The organism is bacterium (genome assembly GCA_016786595.1).
GTDB lineage: Bacteria > Bdellovibrionota_C > UBA2361 > SZUA-149 > JAEUWB01 > JAEUWB01.
On sequence record JAEUWB010000051.1, the window covers coordinates 1 to 18,471 of the forward strand.

Annotated in this window: 13 protein-coding genes; 1 reads left to right on the forward strand and 12 read right to left on the reverse strand. The window is 44.1% G+C overall.

Features of this window, described 5'->3' with window-relative positions:
* Window positions 1-381 precede the first annotated feature (381 nt).
* On the reverse strand, window positions 382-5,865 hold the full coding sequence (gene uvrA, locus JNK13_07735; GenBank protein MBL7662626.1) for an excinuclease ABC subunit UvrA: 5,484 nt from the start codon (window positions 5,863-5,865) through the stop codon (window positions 382-384).
* Between the two features lie 61 nt (window positions 5,866-5,926).
* On the opposite strand from uvrA, the gene JNK13_07740 reads away from it, so the two are divergent.
* Window positions 5,927-6,826: a TIGR01777 family oxidoreductase gene (locus tag JNK13_07740; GenBank protein ID MBL7662627.1), complete on the forward strand. Its 900-nt coding sequence runs from the start codon at window positions 5,927-5,929 to the stop codon at window positions 6,824-6,826.
* 6 nt (window positions 6,827-6,832) lie between these two features.
* On the opposite strand, the gene JNK13_07745 is transcribed toward JNK13_07740, so the two are convergent.
* From JNK13_07745 to JNK13_07795, 11 genes are all read right to left on the reverse strand, one after another.
* Entirely contained in the window at window positions 6,833-7,138 is a 306-nt protein-coding gene (locus JNK13_07745; GenBank protein MBL7662628.1) for a hypothetical protein, read from the reverse strand.
* Window positions 7,138-7,668, reverse strand: a complete 531-nt coding sequence (locus tag JNK13_07750) for a hypothetical protein (GenBank protein MBL7662629.1) — start codon at window positions 7,666-7,668, stop codon at window positions 7,138-7,140. The genes JNK13_07745 and JNK13_07750 overlap by 1 nt, the downstream gene beginning before the upstream one ends.
* Window positions 7,669-7,732: 64 nt before the next feature.
* Window positions 7,733-8,032 (reverse strand): VOC family protein, encoded by a 300-nt coding sequence (locus tag JNK13_07755; GenBank protein MBL7662630.1) that lies wholly within the window; start codon window positions 8,030-8,032, stop codon window positions 7,733-7,735.
* Window positions 8,029-8,664, reverse strand: coding sequence for an endonuclease III (gene nth, locus JNK13_07760; GenBank protein MBL7662631.1), 636 nt, complete (start codon window positions 8,662-8,664; stop codon window positions 8,029-8,031). Before nth ends, JNK13_07755 begins: the two co-directional genes overlap by 4 nt.
* On the reverse strand, window positions 8,661-10,190 hold the full coding sequence (locus tag JNK13_07765; GenBank protein ID MBL7662632.1) for a hypothetical protein: 1,530 nt from the start codon (window positions 10,188-10,190) through the stop codon (window positions 8,661-8,663). The genes nth and JNK13_07765 overlap by 4 nt, the downstream gene beginning before the upstream one ends.
* Complete coding sequence (locus tag JNK13_07770) at window positions 10,181-11,080, reverse strand: branched-chain amino acid transaminase (protein MBL7662633.1); 900 nt, start codon at window positions 11,078-11,080, stop codon at window positions 10,181-10,183. The genes JNK13_07765 and JNK13_07770 overlap by 10 nt, the downstream gene beginning before the upstream one ends.
* Entirely contained in the window at window positions 11,077-11,577 is a 501-nt protein-coding gene (locus JNK13_07775; protein ID MBL7662634.1) for an MGMT family protein, read from the reverse strand. Before JNK13_07775 ends, JNK13_07770 begins: the two co-directional genes overlap by 4 nt.
* A gap of 215 nt (window positions 11,578-11,792) precedes the next feature.
* Complete coding sequence (locus JNK13_07780) at window positions 11,793-14,240, reverse strand: 2-oxoglutarate dehydrogenase E1 component (GenBank protein MBL7662635.1); 2,448 nt, start codon at window positions 14,238-14,240, stop codon at window positions 11,793-11,795.
* 209 nt (window positions 14,241-14,449) lie between these two features.
* Window positions 14,450-16,258, reverse strand: a complete 1,809-nt coding sequence (gene typA / locus JNK13_07785; GenBank protein MBL7662636.1) for a translational GTPase TypA — start codon at window positions 16,256-16,258, stop codon at window positions 14,450-14,452.
* A 22-nt stretch (window positions 16,259-16,280) separates the two neighbouring features.
* Window positions 16,281-17,609 carry a hypothetical protein gene (locus JNK13_07790; protein ID MBL7662637.1) on the reverse strand — a complete coding sequence of 443 codons (1,329 nt, stop codon included), beginning with the start codon at window positions 17,607-17,609 and terminating at the stop codon, window positions 16,281-16,283.
* Window positions 17,610-17,614: 5 nt separating this feature from the next.
* Window positions 17,615-18,433, reverse strand: coding sequence for an undecaprenyl-diphosphate phosphatase (locus tag JNK13_07795; protein MBL7662638.1), 819 nt, complete (start codon window positions 18,431-18,433; stop codon window positions 17,615-17,617).
* Between the last annotated feature and the right edge of the window lie 38 nt (window positions 18,434-18,471).

The window sequence follows — 18,471 nt, forward strand, 5'->3', positions numbered from 1 at the left end:
TTCTCAAGTGAATCGGTAGATCCCATTAGCAAGTGCGGCACTAAAATATTTTCAGTTGCACGCAACACGTGTCTAAATCTGGACGATAATGTAGTTGGAGTAGTATCTAGGGACGGCGCACAATACGCTAAAAAGTAACCCCGTACCCACGGCCATGCTACGACCATTAAACTTTTTCGGTGTCATCTTGAGCGAGCATGTTGCAAAACGGAAGTTTTGCAACCGCGCAGTTGAAAGATCTCCAAAAATGCGTTGACCTCGACACGGGAAAGAATTGGAGATCTTTCGACTCACCTTGCATTCACTTCGTTCATCGCAAGACTCGCTCAAGATGACGCCCTGAGACGATAAAGCGATAAATATAAATAATAATACTAGAGGCTATTGGGCGATAGCATCCGACTGAGCTGCATGCTGGTTACCTAAGCCGGATTTAGTTGCTCGCGGTGAAGGCAATAGTGCCTTCTGAGTCGGAGTCTTAATTTTATGTGTTAGAAGTTTTGCGAGCGTCCCTTCAAAAATAACTCTTCCACCTGCATCGCCCGGCCCTGGACCAAGTTCGATGATGTGGTCTGCCGCTCTAATCAAGTCCAAGTCATGCTCAATCACTAACACTGAATTACCTTTCTCTACTAAATCCTTAAGGACCCGATTTAAGCGTTCCACATCTTGCATGTGGAGCCCTGTTGTTGGCTCATCGAGAATGTAAAGTGTGTGGTTAGTGCTTCTGGTCGAAAGTTCACGAACGATCTTTAGGCGCTGTGCCTCCCCTCCTGACAATGTTGCAGTTGGTTGACCGAGAGTTAAATATCCAAGGCCAAGCTTTTCTACGTATTTTAAAGTCGTGTGAATTTTTGGAAAATTTTCAAAAATTTCAATCGCTTCACGACACGTTTTTGACAGCACATCAGCAATCGAGAAGCCTTTAAATCGGATGTCACAGATTGCCGGGTTATAACGACGTCCATTGCAAGCTTCACAAAGTGTAATGGCATCCGGAAGAAAACTCATCGGGACTTTTAAACTGCCGCGACCTTTACACTGCGGACACTGGCCGACTTTATTATTAAAAGAAAAAGCGCTTGCTTTTAGACCTTGCGCTTGAGCATCTGGTGTTAAGGCAAAGACCGAACGGATTTGATCGAAAATTCCTAAGTATGAAGCAGGCACTGAACTTGAACTTTTCCCTGGAGGGCTTTGATCGATTTCAACGAGCGCATCAATCTTATCAAGCCCGGCAATTGTCAGTGTATCAAAACCCTTGCCTTGCTTGTGGTAATACTTAACAAGGCTTTCGTGGACGAGGGAGCTTTTGCCGGCGCCGGAAACTCCGCAAACTACGGTAAAACAATTAAGCGGAATACTGAGGTCAATATTCTTTAGATTATTTGCTGTTGCGCCGCTAATGTCTAGAGTTAGCGGATGTTTTACTTGAGAGTTCTTTTGCTTACTCGGGCGTGATGACAACTCACTTCCAGTATTCATGCGCTTACGAATTGCAGTTGCAGTGGGAGAGGTTTGACTACTTAAAATTTGTTTAAAGCTACCAGTAGCGATAATTTCCCCACCTTCGGCGCCGCCACCTGGCCCCATATCGATAATGTAATCAGCATTACGGATAGTCTCTTCGTCATGTTCGACAATTAAAAGAGTATTACCTTGGTCACGCAGTTTTCTTAAGGTCTCTAGGAGTTTTACGTGATCTTCAAGATGTAAGCCAATCGTAGGCTCATCAAGTACATAGCAAACTCCGCTTAATGGCGAACCCAAAGCGCGAGCAAGTCTTAAGCGCTGGGCCTCGCCTCCAGAGAGAGTCGAAGATTCGCGGTCGAGTGCAAGATAGTCAAGTCCGATATCGGAAATAAGTTTCAGGCGACTCAGTAATTCGAAGATAATTGGGTCAGTGATAGTTTTTAATCGTGCATCAAATTTTAAATTTTTTATCTGCTGATATAATTCTGGCGCGCTGAGCGAGACAAATTGATGAATATTTTTTTGATCAATTTTAACTGCTAGTGCCTCAGCATTCAGTCGCTGCCCAGCACAATCCGGGCAGACTACTTCGCTACGTCGTTTCTCAATCTTTCCGCGCCCTTCACAGGTCAGGCACATTCCACGTCGGCTGCGAAACGAGAACAATAAGGGGTCTGGAGGTAGAAACCCCTTTTTACAGACCGGGCAAGAGCGGTCGAGTGAGCGTGTGCTGGTTGATGCATGCTTATCTCCACAGGCAATTTCAATTGAACCGTTACCTAAGGCTAAACATTGCTCAATCGCTTGAGTTAAAAGTTCAAGATCACAATCATTTACTTTGAGTTGTGCAAGTAGTAGCGAAACCCAGTGAACTTTGTGTCGGTCAAGCCGCAGGCCTTCACTAATGCTTTGGACTTTGCCGTCAATTTTTGCAGCAGTGATGTCAGCTCGTAAGGACCGCGCAAAAAGCTCTGCGTAGTGACCTTTTCTGCCTAGAACAACTGGCGCAAATAAGAATATTCTTTCGTTACAATTGTTCCTCACGAGCTCCTCGGCAATTGCTTGAGCTGAGGTAGTGACGATTGGTTGCAAATGAGTCGGACAATGCTGCGTGCCTACTTTTGCAAAAAGTAGACGTAAGTATTGGTAGAGTTCAGTTGTCGTGGCAATTGTTGTGATGCCCAGTGGTGGGGCTGTTTTTTGAGAGATTGCAATTGTTGGAGGGATATTATCGATGAAATCAACTTCAGGCCGGGTTAATTGCGTTAAAAATTGACGCGCATAAGGAGAAAGACAATCGATATAGCGACGCTGTCCCTCAGAAAAAATTATATCAAATGCCAGGCTAGATTTCCCCGAGCCAGAAGGCCCGGTAATGACATTTAACTTGTTAGTTGGAATTTTTACGGAAATATTTTTAAGATTATGATGCTGCGCGCCAGTGACAGTAAGCTCTGTTGCAGTTTGCGTAATCTGTTTAGCAAGCGCTTTAGTGCTGATTTTTTCACTGAGCTTTTTTGCCTGTAATTTGCTCTGCTGCGTCCCACGCCGCAAAATCTCTAGTGTTTTTGTATTAACAGTTGATCTTAAGAGTTTGTGTAAGTTATCGGCTACAAGTAATTCTCCGCCACTGGCTCCACCGCCAGGCCCAAGCTCGATTAAATAATCACTTGCCCCGATTAGTTGCAAATTATGTTCAATGCAGATCACGCTATGTCCGTAATTAACAAGTGTGCGTAGCGCCTGAATTAAATTTTTTACGTCATGCGGATGTAGGCCAGTTGTCGGTTCATCGAGGATAAATAAAATCGGGTCAGCTTGTGTTTGCGCAAGGTATGAAGCTAATTTTACTCGCTGTGCTTCGCCGCCAGATAAACTATTGAGTGGTTGTCCAACGGTTAGATAGCCTAGGCCAAGTTCAAGCAAGGGGTTAATTAACTTACTGATTGCTTGGGCTGATTCGATCTCGACAGCCGACTTAAAAAATTCAGGAACTTCGGCAAGGGGCAGGCGTAAAATATCTTCGATTGATTTTCCGCCAAGCTTAATCCCCAGCACAATCTCGCGGAAACGCTTACCTTGGCAGCGCTCGCACTCGACAAAAACGTCAGCCAGGAATTGCATTTCAATTTTCAACTGCCCTGCACCTTTGCAAATTGGGCAACGTCCACCATCGACATTAAATGAAAAAGCAGATTTGTTTAGCCCATGCTTGATTGCATCCTGACTAGCTGCAAAGCACTCGCGAATAATATCCCAAGCCTTGGTATAAGTTGCGGCATTTGACCGCGGTGTATTTCCAACCGGCGATTGGTCGACCAAAACAATTTCTGAAAAAATTTCATAGCCACTGATTTGTGAGACTTTATTGCCAGTTGTGGTTTTAGAGATTTCTAAAATTTCACCAGCCCTCAGGCTGCGTACAGGTTCATATAAACAATCATAAAGTAAAGTTGATTTTCCAGAGCCACTGACTCCAGCAACTGCGATTAACTGCTGCAGTGGGATACTAAGACTAATATTTTTAAGATTATGCGCACTGGCACCTTTAATTTTAAGCTGCTCAGACTGCGCTTGGGATAAAGCTGCGTCAGCTAAAATTACTGTGGAGTCTAGATATTGCCCAGTGAGAGATTTTTTTTCACAAGCTAAGTCCTCTGGGGAACCTTGGAAGACAACCTCACCACCATGCAGACCTGACTTAGGACCAAGGTCTATTACGTGGTCAGCTGCTTTGATAATTTCTGTGTCGTGTTCGACTACGAAAACTGTATTATTGCGCTTGCGCAGATTCTTAATGACTTCAATTAATTTTGCTGAGTCAGTTGCGTGTAGACCGATTGAGGGTTCATCTAGGACAAGTGTTGAATTTGTTAATCTGGATCCGAGCAAGGCAGTCAGATTCACACGCTGCATTTCACCACCAGAAAGCGTGCGCGATTGACGGTCGAGTGTCAGATAGTGCAGTCCTACATCTAGCAAGTAGCTAAGTCGGCTAGATACTTCAGCGTGAGCAGATCTTACCGTATCGCTAATTGTCAAAGGTAAAACTAATCGAGTAATCCATTGTTGCAGTTCCTGAATCGAGAGCTTCCAGAGCGCGCCAATTGGCATGCCAGCTAGGCGATAGGCCGCCGCGGTGCTAGTTAACCTCGAACCATTACAGCTGGGACAGAGTTCCTGAGTGCGGTAGCGTGAAAGGAAAACGCGCACATGCATTTTATATTTTTTGCGCTCGAGCATTTTAAACCAGGCATAAATCCCTCTGAAGCCGTGTGCTTTGCGAGTAGCATTAAAAATTAGCTCTCGCTGGGCAGTAGTTAGTTCATGCCAGGGAGTAGTGATTGAGATTTTTTGTTCAGCGCAGAATTTTTTCAGCGCACTAAATTCCCGGCGCGTTGCGGGACTAGACCAACAGGCAAACGCTCCCTCTGCAATACTTAGGGTCGTATTCGGCACGCAGCGTTTAGGATCAATCACTAAGACGTGCCCAAAACCTTTACACTCTGGGCACGCCCCGAGTGGACTATTAAAGGAAAAAAGTGAAGGTTTGGCGTTTTGAAAAATTTGTTCACAACTTTCGCAGCGAGCGATTTGAGAAATATTTTCAATGTGCCAGCTAGCTTTTTCTTGAGCATAAAAAAGCTGAGCTTGGTTGTGACCTAGTTTATAGGCTTCGGCGATGCTGTTACGAATCAGGGTTAGGTCTTGGGCTTTAGGCTGTGGATAGCGTGAGGCAATAACTGTGATTTTTTTCGACTCGAGCCTAAAGTTACTGTTGTCAATTTGATCAATTGATAAAATTTCCTTTTGTGTCACATAAAAGAAACGACTGTAGCCTTGTAATTGGAGGGCATTTTTGATTGCTTCAATGTTACTAAATGACTTGAGGTCAATATTAAATCCGATTGCAAGTAACACTGTCTTTTCTTTTTCTAGTTGATCAATCACATGCCCTGCAGCACTTGCTGGAGTGTGAATTTTAACTTCCCGTTGACAGCTTTCGCAGTAAGCTGTGCTGAATTCAGCAAAAACAACTTTTAAATAATCATTGATTTCTGTTACTGAACCCACAGTCGAGCGCGAATTATTGATGCGATTGCGTTGTTCAAGTGCTAATGCTGGCCTCACCCCACTCATTGAGTCGAGATCGGGTTGATGGAGCCGGTCTAAGAACTGCCTTGTATAGGGACTGAAGGTTTCAATGTAGCGCCTAGCGCCTTCAGCATAAATAGTGTCGAAGGCCAGAGTTGACTTGCCTGATCCGGAAACACCTGTAATCGCTACAAAAGTATTATGTGGAATCTCGAGGTTTAATTCTTTAAGATTGTTTTCACGGACACCACGTAGAATTAAAGTGTTAGCTAAGTTTTGTTGTTTTGCTGATGACATCTGAGTGATTGAAAATAGCTTGGCTGACAAAGCAGAGCAAGGCTGGAACAGTAAAAGATTTATGAAAATTTTAATTAGCGGAGCATCGGGATTTATTGGCCAGAGGTTAGTTAAGATGCTTACTGAGTCAGGACACGATGTTGCGCGACTTGGGCGCGGGACTACCCGACCAATTCATACACAAGACTTTGTATGGAATATCGAGACTGGGACTTGTAGTTTAAAGTCGCTAGATGGATTTGACGCAGTGATTAATCTTGTCGGGGAAAGTGTTGCCGCCAGGCGTTGGACTAGCGCTCAGAAAAAGCGCTTGGTCGATAGTCGAATTCAATCAACAGCACTGTTAGCCAAGCTTTTCAAGGCAAGTGCTATTCCACCAAAAATATTTTTATCGGCTTCAGCAGTTGGAGTTTATGGCAATCGTGGTGATGAAAAATTGACTGAATTAAGCTCTCCCGGGATAGGTTTCCTTGCGGTCTTGGCTCAAACCTGGGAACAGTCGGCGACTTTGCATGACTCGAGAATACGACAAGTTCTTATGCGTTTTGGAGTAGTGCTTGATCCTGCTGGTGGTGCACTGAGTAAAATGCTTCTCCCATTTAAACTTGGGCTTGGTGGTACGCTTGGCTCGGGGCGGCAGTACTTCAGTTGGATTAGTTTAGCAGATGCTTGCCGGGCGATTGTTTTTTGTCTTGAAAACCAAAAAATTTCTGGACCAGTAAACATTGTTGCTCCAGATGCGGTGACTAATAAAGAGTTTACAGCAACGCTCGGGAAGGAGTTACAGCGCCCAACGATTTTCAAGCTACCAAGTTTAGTGCTTAAAATTGTGCTTGGTGAAATGGCAGAAGCATTACTGCTGAGCAGTCAGCGCGTTTATCCAGAAAAACTTATTGGCGCAGGATTTGAATTTAAGCACGCAAAGCTCGTAGACTGTATCAAGTTGAAAGTTGAGGAGTAAGATTTTTCAGCTTGCTTCAAGCGAGAGCGCCTGCGCGAAGCTAACAATTCTTCGAATTAAAGAATTGTATATTGAAAATGCGCGTTTTGGCTCCCGATCGTTTAACTGAGTATAGAGCGTATGCTCATACGGGGTGGGAACATGAGTGGTCTGTGGAATTTTAATCCCCAAACCGCTAAGCCGCTCGCTGGCAATTAATACCAAAAGCGCTTCGTCTGTAATATTTTTACTTTTCAAATCACTTAATCCCTTCAAAACAAGATCGCCCCCGGGGAGCAGATTCAAGGAGACTTTAGATGAATTACTTTGCATTATGCACTAAGCTCTAGAACTATTTTCTTTAAGCGCGCTTCAAGGTCAACGGGGTTGAGTGCGGGGTAGCGAATCAAATTTGGCTTGATCTGTTCAAAATACTCACTGAGCTTTTGTGGATTAACTTTGCCTTTTTTAACAAACTCTCTAACATCAGATAAATCGTGTTGATGGCCACGCTCAATCTTTGCTAGAGCTTGTCCGTAGAAATCATAGTGATAAAATTCTACTTGGCCACTACGGGCAATAAACTCACTGCGCTCTTGCCAGCCGGGCAGAGCTGGCACAAAGTCATCCGGTGCAGCCAATTCTACATTAATTAAGAGTTCATCCTTTAATGTTGCAATTCTTTGAAAGACTCCTGGTGGTTCAGGATCCAGTTTAATATCGATATCAATAGTCTGATTACGTATACCTAATAATAGCGCGGTTGAACCTCCGACAAAGTAGACCCTTCCAGGCCCAGAGCTTGATTTGCCAATAGCCTCAATAAAGGCTTGAAGTTTTTCTTTTGTGACAGCATCGCGCATAGCTAAATATTAACTTTTGTTGGTTAATTTGTAAATGCTGTGTAACTGGATTGTCGAGTGAAATTTACTTCTCAACAATTTCAATGATGTTGCCTGTTGGGTCAGATAAAAAAGTAGAGCGCCAGCCTTCCCGACGCTCTTGTAGCTCGCCCAATGCACTTGCATCTTCCCGCACAAATGCCAGGTGCGCAGGCTCTTGGCTAGGTAGCACTAGCGTTAATTTAACATTCTCAAACTGCAATACTGCACGCTGCAAATCTTGATATTGAACTTCACAGGCATAGCTTGTCGTGTACCAGTTAAGGGCAGCTTTTAAATCTGCAACATTAATGGCGATATGATGAATTGTATCCAGGGTTTTCATGGCTTAAAATAATCACATTCTTTGGTTATTGGACAGCTTTCGCAAAGTGGATTTCGCGCCTTGCAAACGCGCCGTCCGTGAAAAATAAGCACGTGAGAAAACTTACACCAATCTTTAGGCGCTAAAAGCTTATTGAGGATTGCCTCAATTTTTACAGCATCTTCCGTCTGGCAGATACCGAAGCGATTACATAAGCGTGTCACGTGAGTATCGACAGGCAATCCAGGCTTGCTGAAAGCATTCCCTAAAATAACATTTGCAGTTTTTCGCCCAACACCAGGGAGTTTGACGAGCTCCTCCATCGTATCGGGGACTTTGTTGCCATGTTCCTTGATAATTGCAGTCATAGCGCCGCGAATACTTTTTGCCTTATTCTTGTAAAATCCAGTTGAGCGAATGAGCTTTTCTAATGTAGCTGGAGTAGCCTTGAGATAATCCTCAGGTTTTTTAAATTTCTTGAATAAGTCTGCTGTCACAAGATTGACCCTGACGTCGGTGCATTGTGCCGAGAGGATTGTCGCTACGAGTAATTCGAGAGAATTTTTATAATTTAATTCACACTTGGCATCGGGGTGCAATTTTTTTAGTGCGCGATAGATTGAATTAATTTTTTTACCATTCTTTGTATTCATGATTTATCTTGAAAATATTTACCTATACGCGCACAGTCAAAAGTATTCAAAATCTGTTCGGCAGTAGCACCTGCCTTCTGCGCCATGGCGATACCCCAACGCACATGAGTGATTTGATTGAGTGCATGCGCATCAGGGCAAATCGCTAAAATTAGTCCGCGCTCTAACCCACGCTTGGCAAATGACCAGTCTAAATCAAGTCGCCGCGGGTTAGAATTAATTTCAATGACAACTTTATTTGCAATGCAAGCATCAATAATTTTATCAAGATCAATCTGATAACCTTCGCGTTCGAGTAGAAGTCTGCCTGTGGGGTGCCCAAGAATTGTTGTCGCTGGATGCTCAATTGCACGAATCACGCGTGCGGTCATTTCGGCCTTAGCAAGGTTAAAACGTGAATGCACTGAGGCAATCACGAAATCAAAATTCTTTAAAAACTGATCACTATAGTCAAGCGACCCATCAGCTAGAATATCTGATTCGATGCCTTTAAAGATCTTGAAATCTCTGTTTGCGGCGTTTAGTTTTTCAATTTCGTGATGCTGAGCTTGGACTCGAGCTTCAGCCAAGCCGCCAGCATAGGCGGCACTTTTTGAGTGATCGCTGATGCCTAGGTATTGATAGCCTTGTTGGGCGAGGTAAGCTGCTAAGCTTACTAAACTGTCTTCACCGTCTGAATAAATAGAATGCACGTGGAGAATGCCACGCAGGTCTTGGACTTGAACTAAAGACTTAAATTCTTCCTCCAGTTTTTGGGCCTTAGATTTCCGTGTTAAATATTCTTGGGCACTAAGACTATAAAAAACTACAGGAGTTTGACTGCTGAGGGCATACTGCAGGGCTGAAGCTGATTTAGTTTTTAAGTTTAATTCTGGTAATTCCTGTAACAAAGTCTCCAGTGCATCGAGCTTCAGATCGGTTGCAAATTCGAGTTTAGTGTAGGTTGTTTCGCGACTTTCGAGCTCGCCAATTGGAAGTAAATCAAAATTCTTATTTTTCAATACAGTTTCAATTGCCGTAGCAATGCTGCAGGCTTCTGAAATTAAGAGTTTACCGCGATTTTCTTTCAACATCGCAATATTTGTCAGTAACTCTGCCTCAGATTTTTCGGAAAAACCTTTAAGCTTTTGAACTAGACTTTTTTTGCAAGCTTGCTCGAGATCTTCAATGTTTTGGATGCAAAGTTCGCTGATTAAGAGCTTGATTTTCTTCGGACCAAGTCCTTTAAGTCGCATTAGCTCTTTAATTTCTGGCGTATATTGCTTTGCTAGCTCAACTAAGTAGGGCATTTTGCCGGTCTCAATTAAGCTCAAAATATTTTCCGTTAAAGCTGGGCCAAAACCTTTAAGTTTCTTTTCGCTGAGATTTTTAATCAGTTCAGCAATTGTTGGTTGCGGAGTTTGAGCTTCAAGTAAGGCTGCCGCTTGCGACCACGCACGAACTTTAAAGATGTTTTCTCCCTCAAGCTCAAGTAGCTCCGCTACTTGTTTAAGAGAGAAAATGATCTCGGAAAGATTTATACCCACGTTAGGAAACGATGAAACTCAGGCGTATCGCCGTGAACAGTTTTTAAGTAATAGTCTTTAATTTGTTTGGTGATGGGGCCAACTGTGCCAGTGCCAATTGCGCGGTCATCAATTGAGCGAATCGGCACAACTTCAGCTGCCGTTCCCGTAAAGAAAGCCTCTTCGGCTTCAAAAGCCTCATCCAGTTTAAGTTGCTTTTCTACGATGCTATAACCTAAGTGTTTTGCGATTTGAATTACGGAGTCTCGTGTTATTCCCGGGAGGATCGTCCCTAGGCTTGGCGTATAAAGAGTATTTTTCTTGATGATAAAGAAATTTTCACCTGGGCCTTCAGCAATATTACCTTGAAAATCCAAAAATAGGGCTTCGTGGTATTTAGTGCCTTCAACTTCCTGAGAGGCGAGAATACTGTTGATGTAGTTACCGGCAATTTTTGCATCAGCAATTGAACTACGGGGGTCAATCCGAATATATTTACTGACTTTAAGATCAACCTGATCGTGCGGGAGATAAGCGCCCCAAGGCCAACAGATCATCGAAACATCTCGGGTGGCTCCACGTGGATTTAAACCCATCTTACCTGAACCGTAATAGGCAATCGGCCGAATATAAGCTTCTTTAACTTCGTTTTTCCGGATCAAGTCACAAGCTGCTTGCGAGAGTTCTTCTGTCGAATAGGGAATCGTAAGCTTAATCGAATTTGCAGAATAAATTAAGCGCGTCATGTGTTCGCGTAAGCGAAAAATTGCAGGACCACGCTCAGTATTGTAGCAACGCACACCTTCAAACACGGAAGTGCCGTAATGCAGGGCGTGAGTTAAGATGTGAACTTTCGCGTCCTCCCAGGGAATAAAATTACCGTTAAGCCAAATTAACTTTGTACTATTCATGCAACCACCTTTCCGTTCTTGATTTGCAGGCCTTCATGCTTTAATAATTTTTCTTTTATACCTACACCGCAGGCAAAGCCAGTCATTTTGCCAGTGCTACCCACGACACGGTGGCAAGGAATTACTAATAGTAATGGATTTTTGTTTAACGCATTTCCAACTGCCCGAGCTGCTTGAGGTTTTTTGACCATTTTTGCCAGTTCTCCGTATGTAATAACTTTCCCAGCTGGTATCATTTTAAGTTTACTAAATACTGTTTTTTGAAATGGAGTAAATTGGGCATCGATCGGGAGTTTTTTTACTGGGCTAAAATTCCCCTGCTGGAAAGCCTTAAATGCAGTGTCAATTTGTTTGCCTAATTTTGTATTTGGGAGTTTTGAAAGAGTTTGTTTGGGCTTCACCGCGGAAACTGATTTAATCCCGCGCGCAGTTATTTCAATGTAAAACTTGCCAGTGGGTGAGGAGACTGCGAATGTTTGAGTTGATATGTTTTTCATAGTCCTTACTCCTAGTTTGAATTATACGATACACCCGCGACGCGGGAGATTGCCACGACCGCTAACACGGCCTCGCAATGACACGTCGTGCGAGAGGATTTCAGTTTTGAAAAAGACGAGGCGCGGAAATTTTTCAGGATTTCCAATGTATTGTAATACATGAAATCTGAAAAAATGTTCTGCAACGAAGTATTTTTCCAAAATTGGAATCCTTTTTAGAAGGCAAAACATAGTTGAATTATCGCCTGCTGCTCCAGCGCATGCGCCTTGGGTGAGCCTGTTGCAGGGCTTGCACTAGCTGAGCGCTTTACTGTGCGCACAGTTTTATCACCTGCTAAACGGTCTAAGAAAGGCTTCACAAAAAATAGCGCACCCATATTTGCTGGCTCTTCTTGGACCCAGACAATTGAATTAGCTCTAGTGTAGCGGTCTAGTTCGATGCGTAACTCTTCCTCTGGAAAGGGGTAAAGTTGTTCGAGGCGGACAATTGCCACGCGGCGATCGTCACGTTTGCGACGCTCTTCTGTTAGTTCGTGAGAGATCTTGCCTGAGCAGATCAGCACGCGCTCTGCTTCAAAATGCTCTGCATCTCCAATTACCGTCTGAAACTGTCCATTTTCAAGTTCACTTACGGGAACAGTTGCTGGAGCTGCTCGGAGCATGCTCTTAGGCGTCATGACAATCAGTGGTTTTCTCCAAGGGCGTTTAACTTGTCTTCTCAACAAATGAAAGTGCTGGCCGGCATTAGAAGGCACGCAAACCTGCATATTATCCTCGCCGCAAAGTTGTAGGAAGCGTTCAAGTCGGGCACTTGAATGCTCTGGGCCTTGCCCTTCAAACCCATGCGGGAGAAGTAAGACTAAACCAGAAAGTAATCCCCATTTGTCTTCACCTGCCGAGAGAAACTGATCGATGATGATTTGCGCACCATTTACAAAGTCGCCAAATTGAGCTTCCCAGCAAACAAGGGCCTCTGGGTAGTCACGACTAAATCCGTATTCGAAGCCAACAGCAGCGGCTTCAGAAAGTTGGGAATCGTAGACTGCAAAGCGGGACTGGTTATTGTTTAACTGGCGCAGCCCAATATATTCTTGATTTGTTTTCATGTCGTATTGGACGGCATGACGATGGTTAAATGTACCGCGGCGACTATCTTGACCGACAAGACGCACTGGATGGCCTTCAAGTAGTAATGATCCAAAAGCAAAAAGCTCAGCTGCTCCCCAGTCCACATTGCGTTTGCCTTGAGACATTTCAATGCGTTGTTCCAGAAGTTTTAAGACCTTCGGGTGGCAGTTGAAATTCTCAGGCGTTTTACAAATCGTATTGGCAATTTGCTGAATTGTCTCCAGCGCTACTCCGGTACGTGCCTCATATTCTTTTTTATAGATGCCACCTTCATAGCCGTTCCAGTATTCAGGGAGCACAAAGTAGGTGGGCTTTTCTTTATAAGTTCTGCCCTCGTCAAGGTCATGGCTATAGACTGTGGTAATTTCTTCTTCAATCTTGGCAAGCTTCTCTTTGGTGTAGCCAATTTGCTCAGCATAGATTTTATAAAGTTGTGGACGCTTCTTTAGCGCCTCATAGAGCACTGGAGAAGTTGCTGTCGGGTCGTCGGCTTCGTTGTGTCCGTATTTGCGATAACCAATCGAATCAATCAGCACGTCATCTTTAAATTCATGACGGTAATTAAACGCAAGCTCGGCAACACGCACCGCTGCATCAACTTCTTCACCGTTCACGTGAAAAATTGGTGCGGGCAGTCGTTTCATAGCGTCAGATGCGAAGCGTGATGAATGCAATGAACTTGGCACTGCAGTGAATCCCATTAAATTATTAGTAATGATCTGAATTGTTCCGCCGATGTTAAAGCCACGGAGTTGAGCAAAGTTTAATGTTTCAGCAGTAATCCCTTGGCCAGCAAAGGCAGCGTCTCCATGTAGAATAATGCAAAGGACTTTCTCGTGCTTAGTATCGTGGAGGCGCTCCTGGCGCGCGCGCGCACGTCCCATGATTACAGGATTGACTGCTTCAAGATGGCTGGGATTTGAAGAAAGATGCACACGGATAGTTTTGCCATCGGGCGTTTCGTAGACTCCGTTTGCGCCGCGATGATACTTTACGTCACCACTACCAAGCACACTTTTGGGGTCAACATCTTCAAAATCTGCAAAAATCTTTGCAGGAGAAGAACCGAGGCAGTGTGAAATGACTGTTAAGCGTCCACGGTGCGCCATCGCAATCATCGCAATATCGTAATTGGCTTCAGCGGCAAGTGTGAGAATGCGATCCATTATTGGAATAATTGCAGCGCTACCTTCGAGTGAGAAACGTTTGGCCGCAACATAACGTGTATGCAAAAACCCCTCGAAAAGTTCTGCTGAAGCAAGTCGCTTAAGCACCCATTCTCTATTTTTTGGGGAAGCTTTTGTGTTCTCTAGTTCGTTAGTAATCCACTCGACTCGATCGCGAAACGGGATGTGCATGAACTCAGCACCGATCGGGCCACAGTAGATCTTCTCGAGTCTTTCTCTCTCGGAAGGATCGATTTTTAATTCGGCAATATCAGGATGTGTAATCGGTTCTAAACGATTGAAATAATCAAGATTTGCTTTGAGGTATCCCCAGGATCGGTATGCAGTTAGAGCTGTATTTTTCGACATAAGTATTAAAAAACAAACAAAATTTAAGCGGACTATAAGTATTAAGGATATGCCGACAAGTCAAATTTTACTTAATTTGGCTGGTATACCTATTGCCAAAAGTTTTCTTGGGTAAAGAAACTTTCGCCAACGCGGTTGTATGTATTTGTCCAGTAAAATTAGTTTACTGGACGGTTAGGGATTGCCGTATGAAGCTAGACTGTTTTGCTCTAAGAACGTTGGTTAGCTGGAAGAATATTCTTACGCAGGCGAATTGAAACCGGAGTAACTTCAATAGATTCGTCGTCGCGGATGAATTCAATCGCAAGCTCAATATTCATTGGCTGAACTGGACTTAAAAGCACGTTATCATCTTTTCCGGATGCACGGACGTTGGTCAATTTCTTAGTTTTACAAGGATTGACGTTAAGATCGTTATCACGGTTATGCTCACCGACAATCATGCCTTCATAGACAGGAACGCCAGGAGGAACAAAGAGCACTCCACGCGGTTCGAGATGGAAGAGGGCATAAGGAATCGTATCACCATTACGGTCGGAGACAAGTGAGCCAGTCACACGGCTTGGAAAATCACCCCGGAATTCTTCATAGCCGAGTAAATATGAGTTCATAATTCCTGTGCCACGTGTGTCGGTTAGAAATTCAGTGCGATAACCGATTAAGCCACGTGAAGGCACAGAAAACTCAACACGCACGCGTCCAGTGCCGTGATTGATTAAGTTGAGCATGCGTCCTTTACGGATTGATAGTTTTTCGGTGACAACCCCGATAAACTGCTCATCGGCATCGATAAAAAGATGCTCAATCGGTTCGTGTTTTTGTCCGTTAATTTCTCTATAGATAATCTGCGGCTTGCCGATCGTAAGCTCGTAGCCTTCACGGCGCATAGTTTCAACGAGAATTGCCATTTGGAATTCGCCGCGCCCTTTGACCGTAAAGCTTTCGCTGCCAGCTACCTCTTCAACGCGGATAGCAACGTTATGTAGCGCTTCTTTTTGTAAGCGTTCTAGAATCTTGCGAGATTGCACAAATTTTCCTTCACGTCCGGCAAGCGGGGAGGTGTTAGGCCCGAAGGTCATTGACATCGTCGGCTCGTCAACTGTGACGCGGGGCAGTGCTTTTGGGTTTTCTTTAACGCAGACAGTATCGCCAATTTCAGCATCTTCAATGCCAGAAAGAACAATTACGTCTCCAGGATGAGCTGCTTGACTTTCGCGAAAAGCAACACCTTCGTAGGTTTGAATTTTTGAGACGCGTAAAGGGACGATATCTCCGTGCTTATTTAAGCAGACAAGCTGATCGTTTACCTTAGCACTACCGTTATAGACGCGTCCGATCGCAAGTCTCCCAAGATAGTCAGAGTAGCCGATATTGATCACTAGCATCTGAAAAGGTTCACTCGTGTCGTATGTTGGAGGTGGAACGGTTTGGATAATTGCTTCAAATAATGGTCTGAGGTCCGAACTCTCATCAGTCAGAGATTTTTTCGCCATGCCTTCGCGACCAATTGCATAGAGTACGGGAAAATCGATTTGATCTTCATTTGCATCGAGATCGATAAAGAGATCGTAAATTTCATTTAAAACTTCTTGAGGGCGAGCATCTTGCCGGTCGATCTTGTTAATCACAGCGATGATTGGCAATTTTGCTTCAAGTGCTTTACGCAGCACGAAACGAGTCTGTGGTAAGGGTCCTTCGGAACTATCAACCAGCAGAATTGCCCCATCTACCATTTTTAACGCCCGCTCTACTTCACCTCCGAAATCAGCGTGTCCAGGAGTATCGACAATATTAATTTTAATGTCACCGTAACGAATCGAACAGTTTTTTGCGGCAATCGTAATCCCGCGTTCGCGTTCTAGATCCATCGAATCCATTAAGCGTTCAGCAACATCTTGGTTTTCTCGGAATGTTCCGCTTTGGCGTAAGAGATGATCGACAAGTGTGGTTTTGCCATGGTCGACGTGAGCGATGATGGCAATATTACGGATCTTATTGTTTTGTGCAGTTGTACTCATAGGAGCGGGGGGTCATATTGAATTATTTGGATTCTGGCAAGTTCCATGCTGCAATTGCCACAACTGTCAGTTGTGCGATGCAACCGACAAGAAATGAGAACATTGCGATTGTAAGACCGCTGGATGATTGAGTAAAAACTCCATAACCAAGCACAATCAATAGACTTAGCACCATAGCAATCACGCCATAGGTCATATTTTTTGTTTTTCCAGCCGCAATATTTAATCCTTCGTAATAGTTAGCTAGCGCTGCAGAGAGTGGTAAACAGAAACAAATCCACAGCGAATTGACGCCTTGTTTGGCTAATTCTGGCTCAAGCCCTGAAATGTCTTCAAACCAAAGACGGGCAAGGGGACTGATTAAAAACAGTAAAAATCCTAAAGTCGTATAAAAACCGATCCAAAGTGTGAAGCGACGAATTGCAGGTCGTGACTCAGGATAGCGCGCTAGGGCAATAATTAATTCGCAGAGGGAAACGCCAAATGAGCGAAAAATAAAAAGCGGACTTCCTGCAGCGGCCCAAACAGCTAAAGAATTAATTGCATCAGGCATGCGCGTTACCGCAGCTGCTGTAACGGGTCGCGACATGATCCAAATAATAGTTCCAATGGCCAAGGGCATATAGAATTTCATGAAAGAGTTAAATGACAGCTTATCGGTCTCGGCCGTATGGGAGTCAGGGAGGGTTGCTGCAATTGGCCGAGAGTAATACACAACGTAAAGCATTTCGCAGACAACGCCGCAGGAAAGTGCCAAGCCAATCATCATGCTGCCATTAATTAATTCAGGGAAAGTTTTTTCTAGGAGAATACAGGCAACGCAAGCTAGCGTCCCGGCAAGTAGACGCACGAATGTTCCCGCGCCAATTGCCCGGGTTTTCCCTGTATAAATCAAGACCCCTTGATAGAAGCGTCGGATTGCAATCGACCAGGTCCAAGGAATCAATACGATTAAGGCTGTTTGCGTTAGATCGTAGAGCTCATCAGGTGTTGCGATCAGATGCTCTGAGACAAATCCATAGAATGGTTCGAACGAAATTAAGATATGCAGCGCTGTGAGGCTTCCACCAATCCACATCGTGTAGCGAAAAACTTTGTGTAATGCGTCTTTGTTTACGCAAAGCGCTGTCGAGGCTGAAAGTAGCGCAATCACTGGGGCTTCAATCGTCATCGCAATCGGTAGGGCAATTCCTCCGGCAGCCGCGATATGTATTTTAGGATCAGCTAAATACGAAAGTGCAAAAGTAATTAAGGGAAATTCTAAGCCCATCATTAGCCAACTTAGCGCCATGGGAATCCAAACTGGAATGATTTCAGCAATCGTAGTTGGAGGTTTTTTGAAGTGGAGCATTAGCGTTAGCGGTTAAGAATTAAAAGAACCAAGAGCCCTAACCCAATTCGGTAGAATGCGAATGGTTTCAAGGAATGGGTGGAGAGGAATGTGATTAAAAAGCGAATTGCAAAGATTGAAACAATAAATGCGGTGATAAACCCAGTTGCAAAAATAATCAGATCATTGGCACTCAAAAATTCCCGGTGGCTCACCAGGTCATAAACGGAAATTACTGAAATAATAGGCACTGCAGCGAAAAATGAAAATTCTGCTGCAGTTTTACGATCAAGCCCTGCCAGTATGCCGCCAACAATTGTACTTGCTGCGCGAGACATTCCCGGCCAGAGCGAGAAACACTGAAACAACCCAATATAGAAAGCTTGATGATAAGTGATGTGATCAAGGCTTGCGGTGCGACTCCGATGCTTTGTTTGTTCAACCGCAAGCATTAAGATTGCACCTGCAATTAAGCCAATCGCCACAACGAGTGGGTCGAAAAGCAGTTTAATCTCTTTGCGTAAAAGATAACCGATCACTAGTGCTGGCATCGAGCAAATGCAGAGCAACAGTAGTGCGCGAACCCCACTGAATGTATTGGAGCTTAAGGAATTTTCACTTGATAACTTGAGGTTAAATAAGGACCGAAAACGGTCTTGATAGAGCACAATCACTGCAAGGATTGCTCCGAATTGGATTGCGACTTCGAATACATCAGCAAATTCACCAGTAAAGTTAAGCGAATTACCGCAAAGAATTAAGTGTCCAGTGCTTGAGACTGGAATAAACTCAGTTAGTCCTTCGACTATTCCCAAGATAGCGGCTTTTAGGATATCGGTTAACATCTGCAGATTTTTAACATAGGAACGAGTTTCACACACGT

What these genes read in the sequence shown, in the direction of transcription:
- uvrA (MBL7662626.1), bottom strand. Translation starts at nt 5,865, where the DNA reads ATGTCATCAGCAAAACAACAAAACTTAGCTAACACTTTAATTCTACGT.
- JNK13_07740 (MBL7662627.1), top strand. Translation starts at nt 5,927, where the DNA reads ATGAAAATTTTAATTAGCGGAGCATCGGGATTTATTGGCCAGAGGTTA.
- JNK13_07745 (MBL7662628.1), bottom strand. Translation starts at nt 7,138, where the DNA reads ATGCAAAGTAATTCATCTAAAGTCTCCTTGAATCTGCTCCCCGGGGGC.
- JNK13_07750 (MBL7662629.1), bottom strand. Translation starts at nt 7,668, where the DNA reads ATGCGCGATGCTGTCACAAAAGAAAAACTTCAAGCCTTTATTGAGGCT.
- JNK13_07755 (MBL7662630.1), bottom strand. Translation starts at nt 8,032, where the DNA reads ATGAAAACCCTGGATACAATTCATCATATCGCCATTAATGTTGCAGAT.
- nth (MBL7662631.1), bottom strand. Translation starts at nt 8,664, where the DNA reads ATGAATACAAAGAATGGTAAAAAAATTAATTCAATCTATCGCGCACTA.
- JNK13_07770 (MBL7662633.1), bottom strand. Translation starts at nt 11,080, where the DNA reads ATGAATAGTACAAAGTTAATTTGGCTTAACGGTAATTTTATTCCCTGG.
- JNK13_07775 (MBL7662634.1), bottom strand. Translation starts at nt 11,577, where the DNA reads ATGAAAAACATATCAACTCAAACATTCGCAGTCTCCTCACCCACTGGC.
- JNK13_07780 (MBL7662635.1), bottom strand. Translation starts at nt 14,240, where the DNA reads ATGTCGAAAAATACAGCTCTAACTGCATACCGATCCTGGGGATACCTC.
- typA (MBL7662636.1), bottom strand. Translation starts at nt 16,258, where the DNA reads ATGAGTACAACTGCACAAAACAATAAGATCCGTAATATTGCCATCATC.
- JNK13_07790 (MBL7662637.1), bottom strand. Translation starts at nt 17,609, where the DNA reads ATGCTCCACTTCAAAAAACCTCCAACTACGATTGCTGAAATCATTCCA.
- JNK13_07795 (MBL7662638.1), bottom strand. Translation starts at nt 18,433, where the DNA reads ATGTTAACCGATATCCTAAAAGCCGCTATCTTGGGAATAGTCGAAGGA.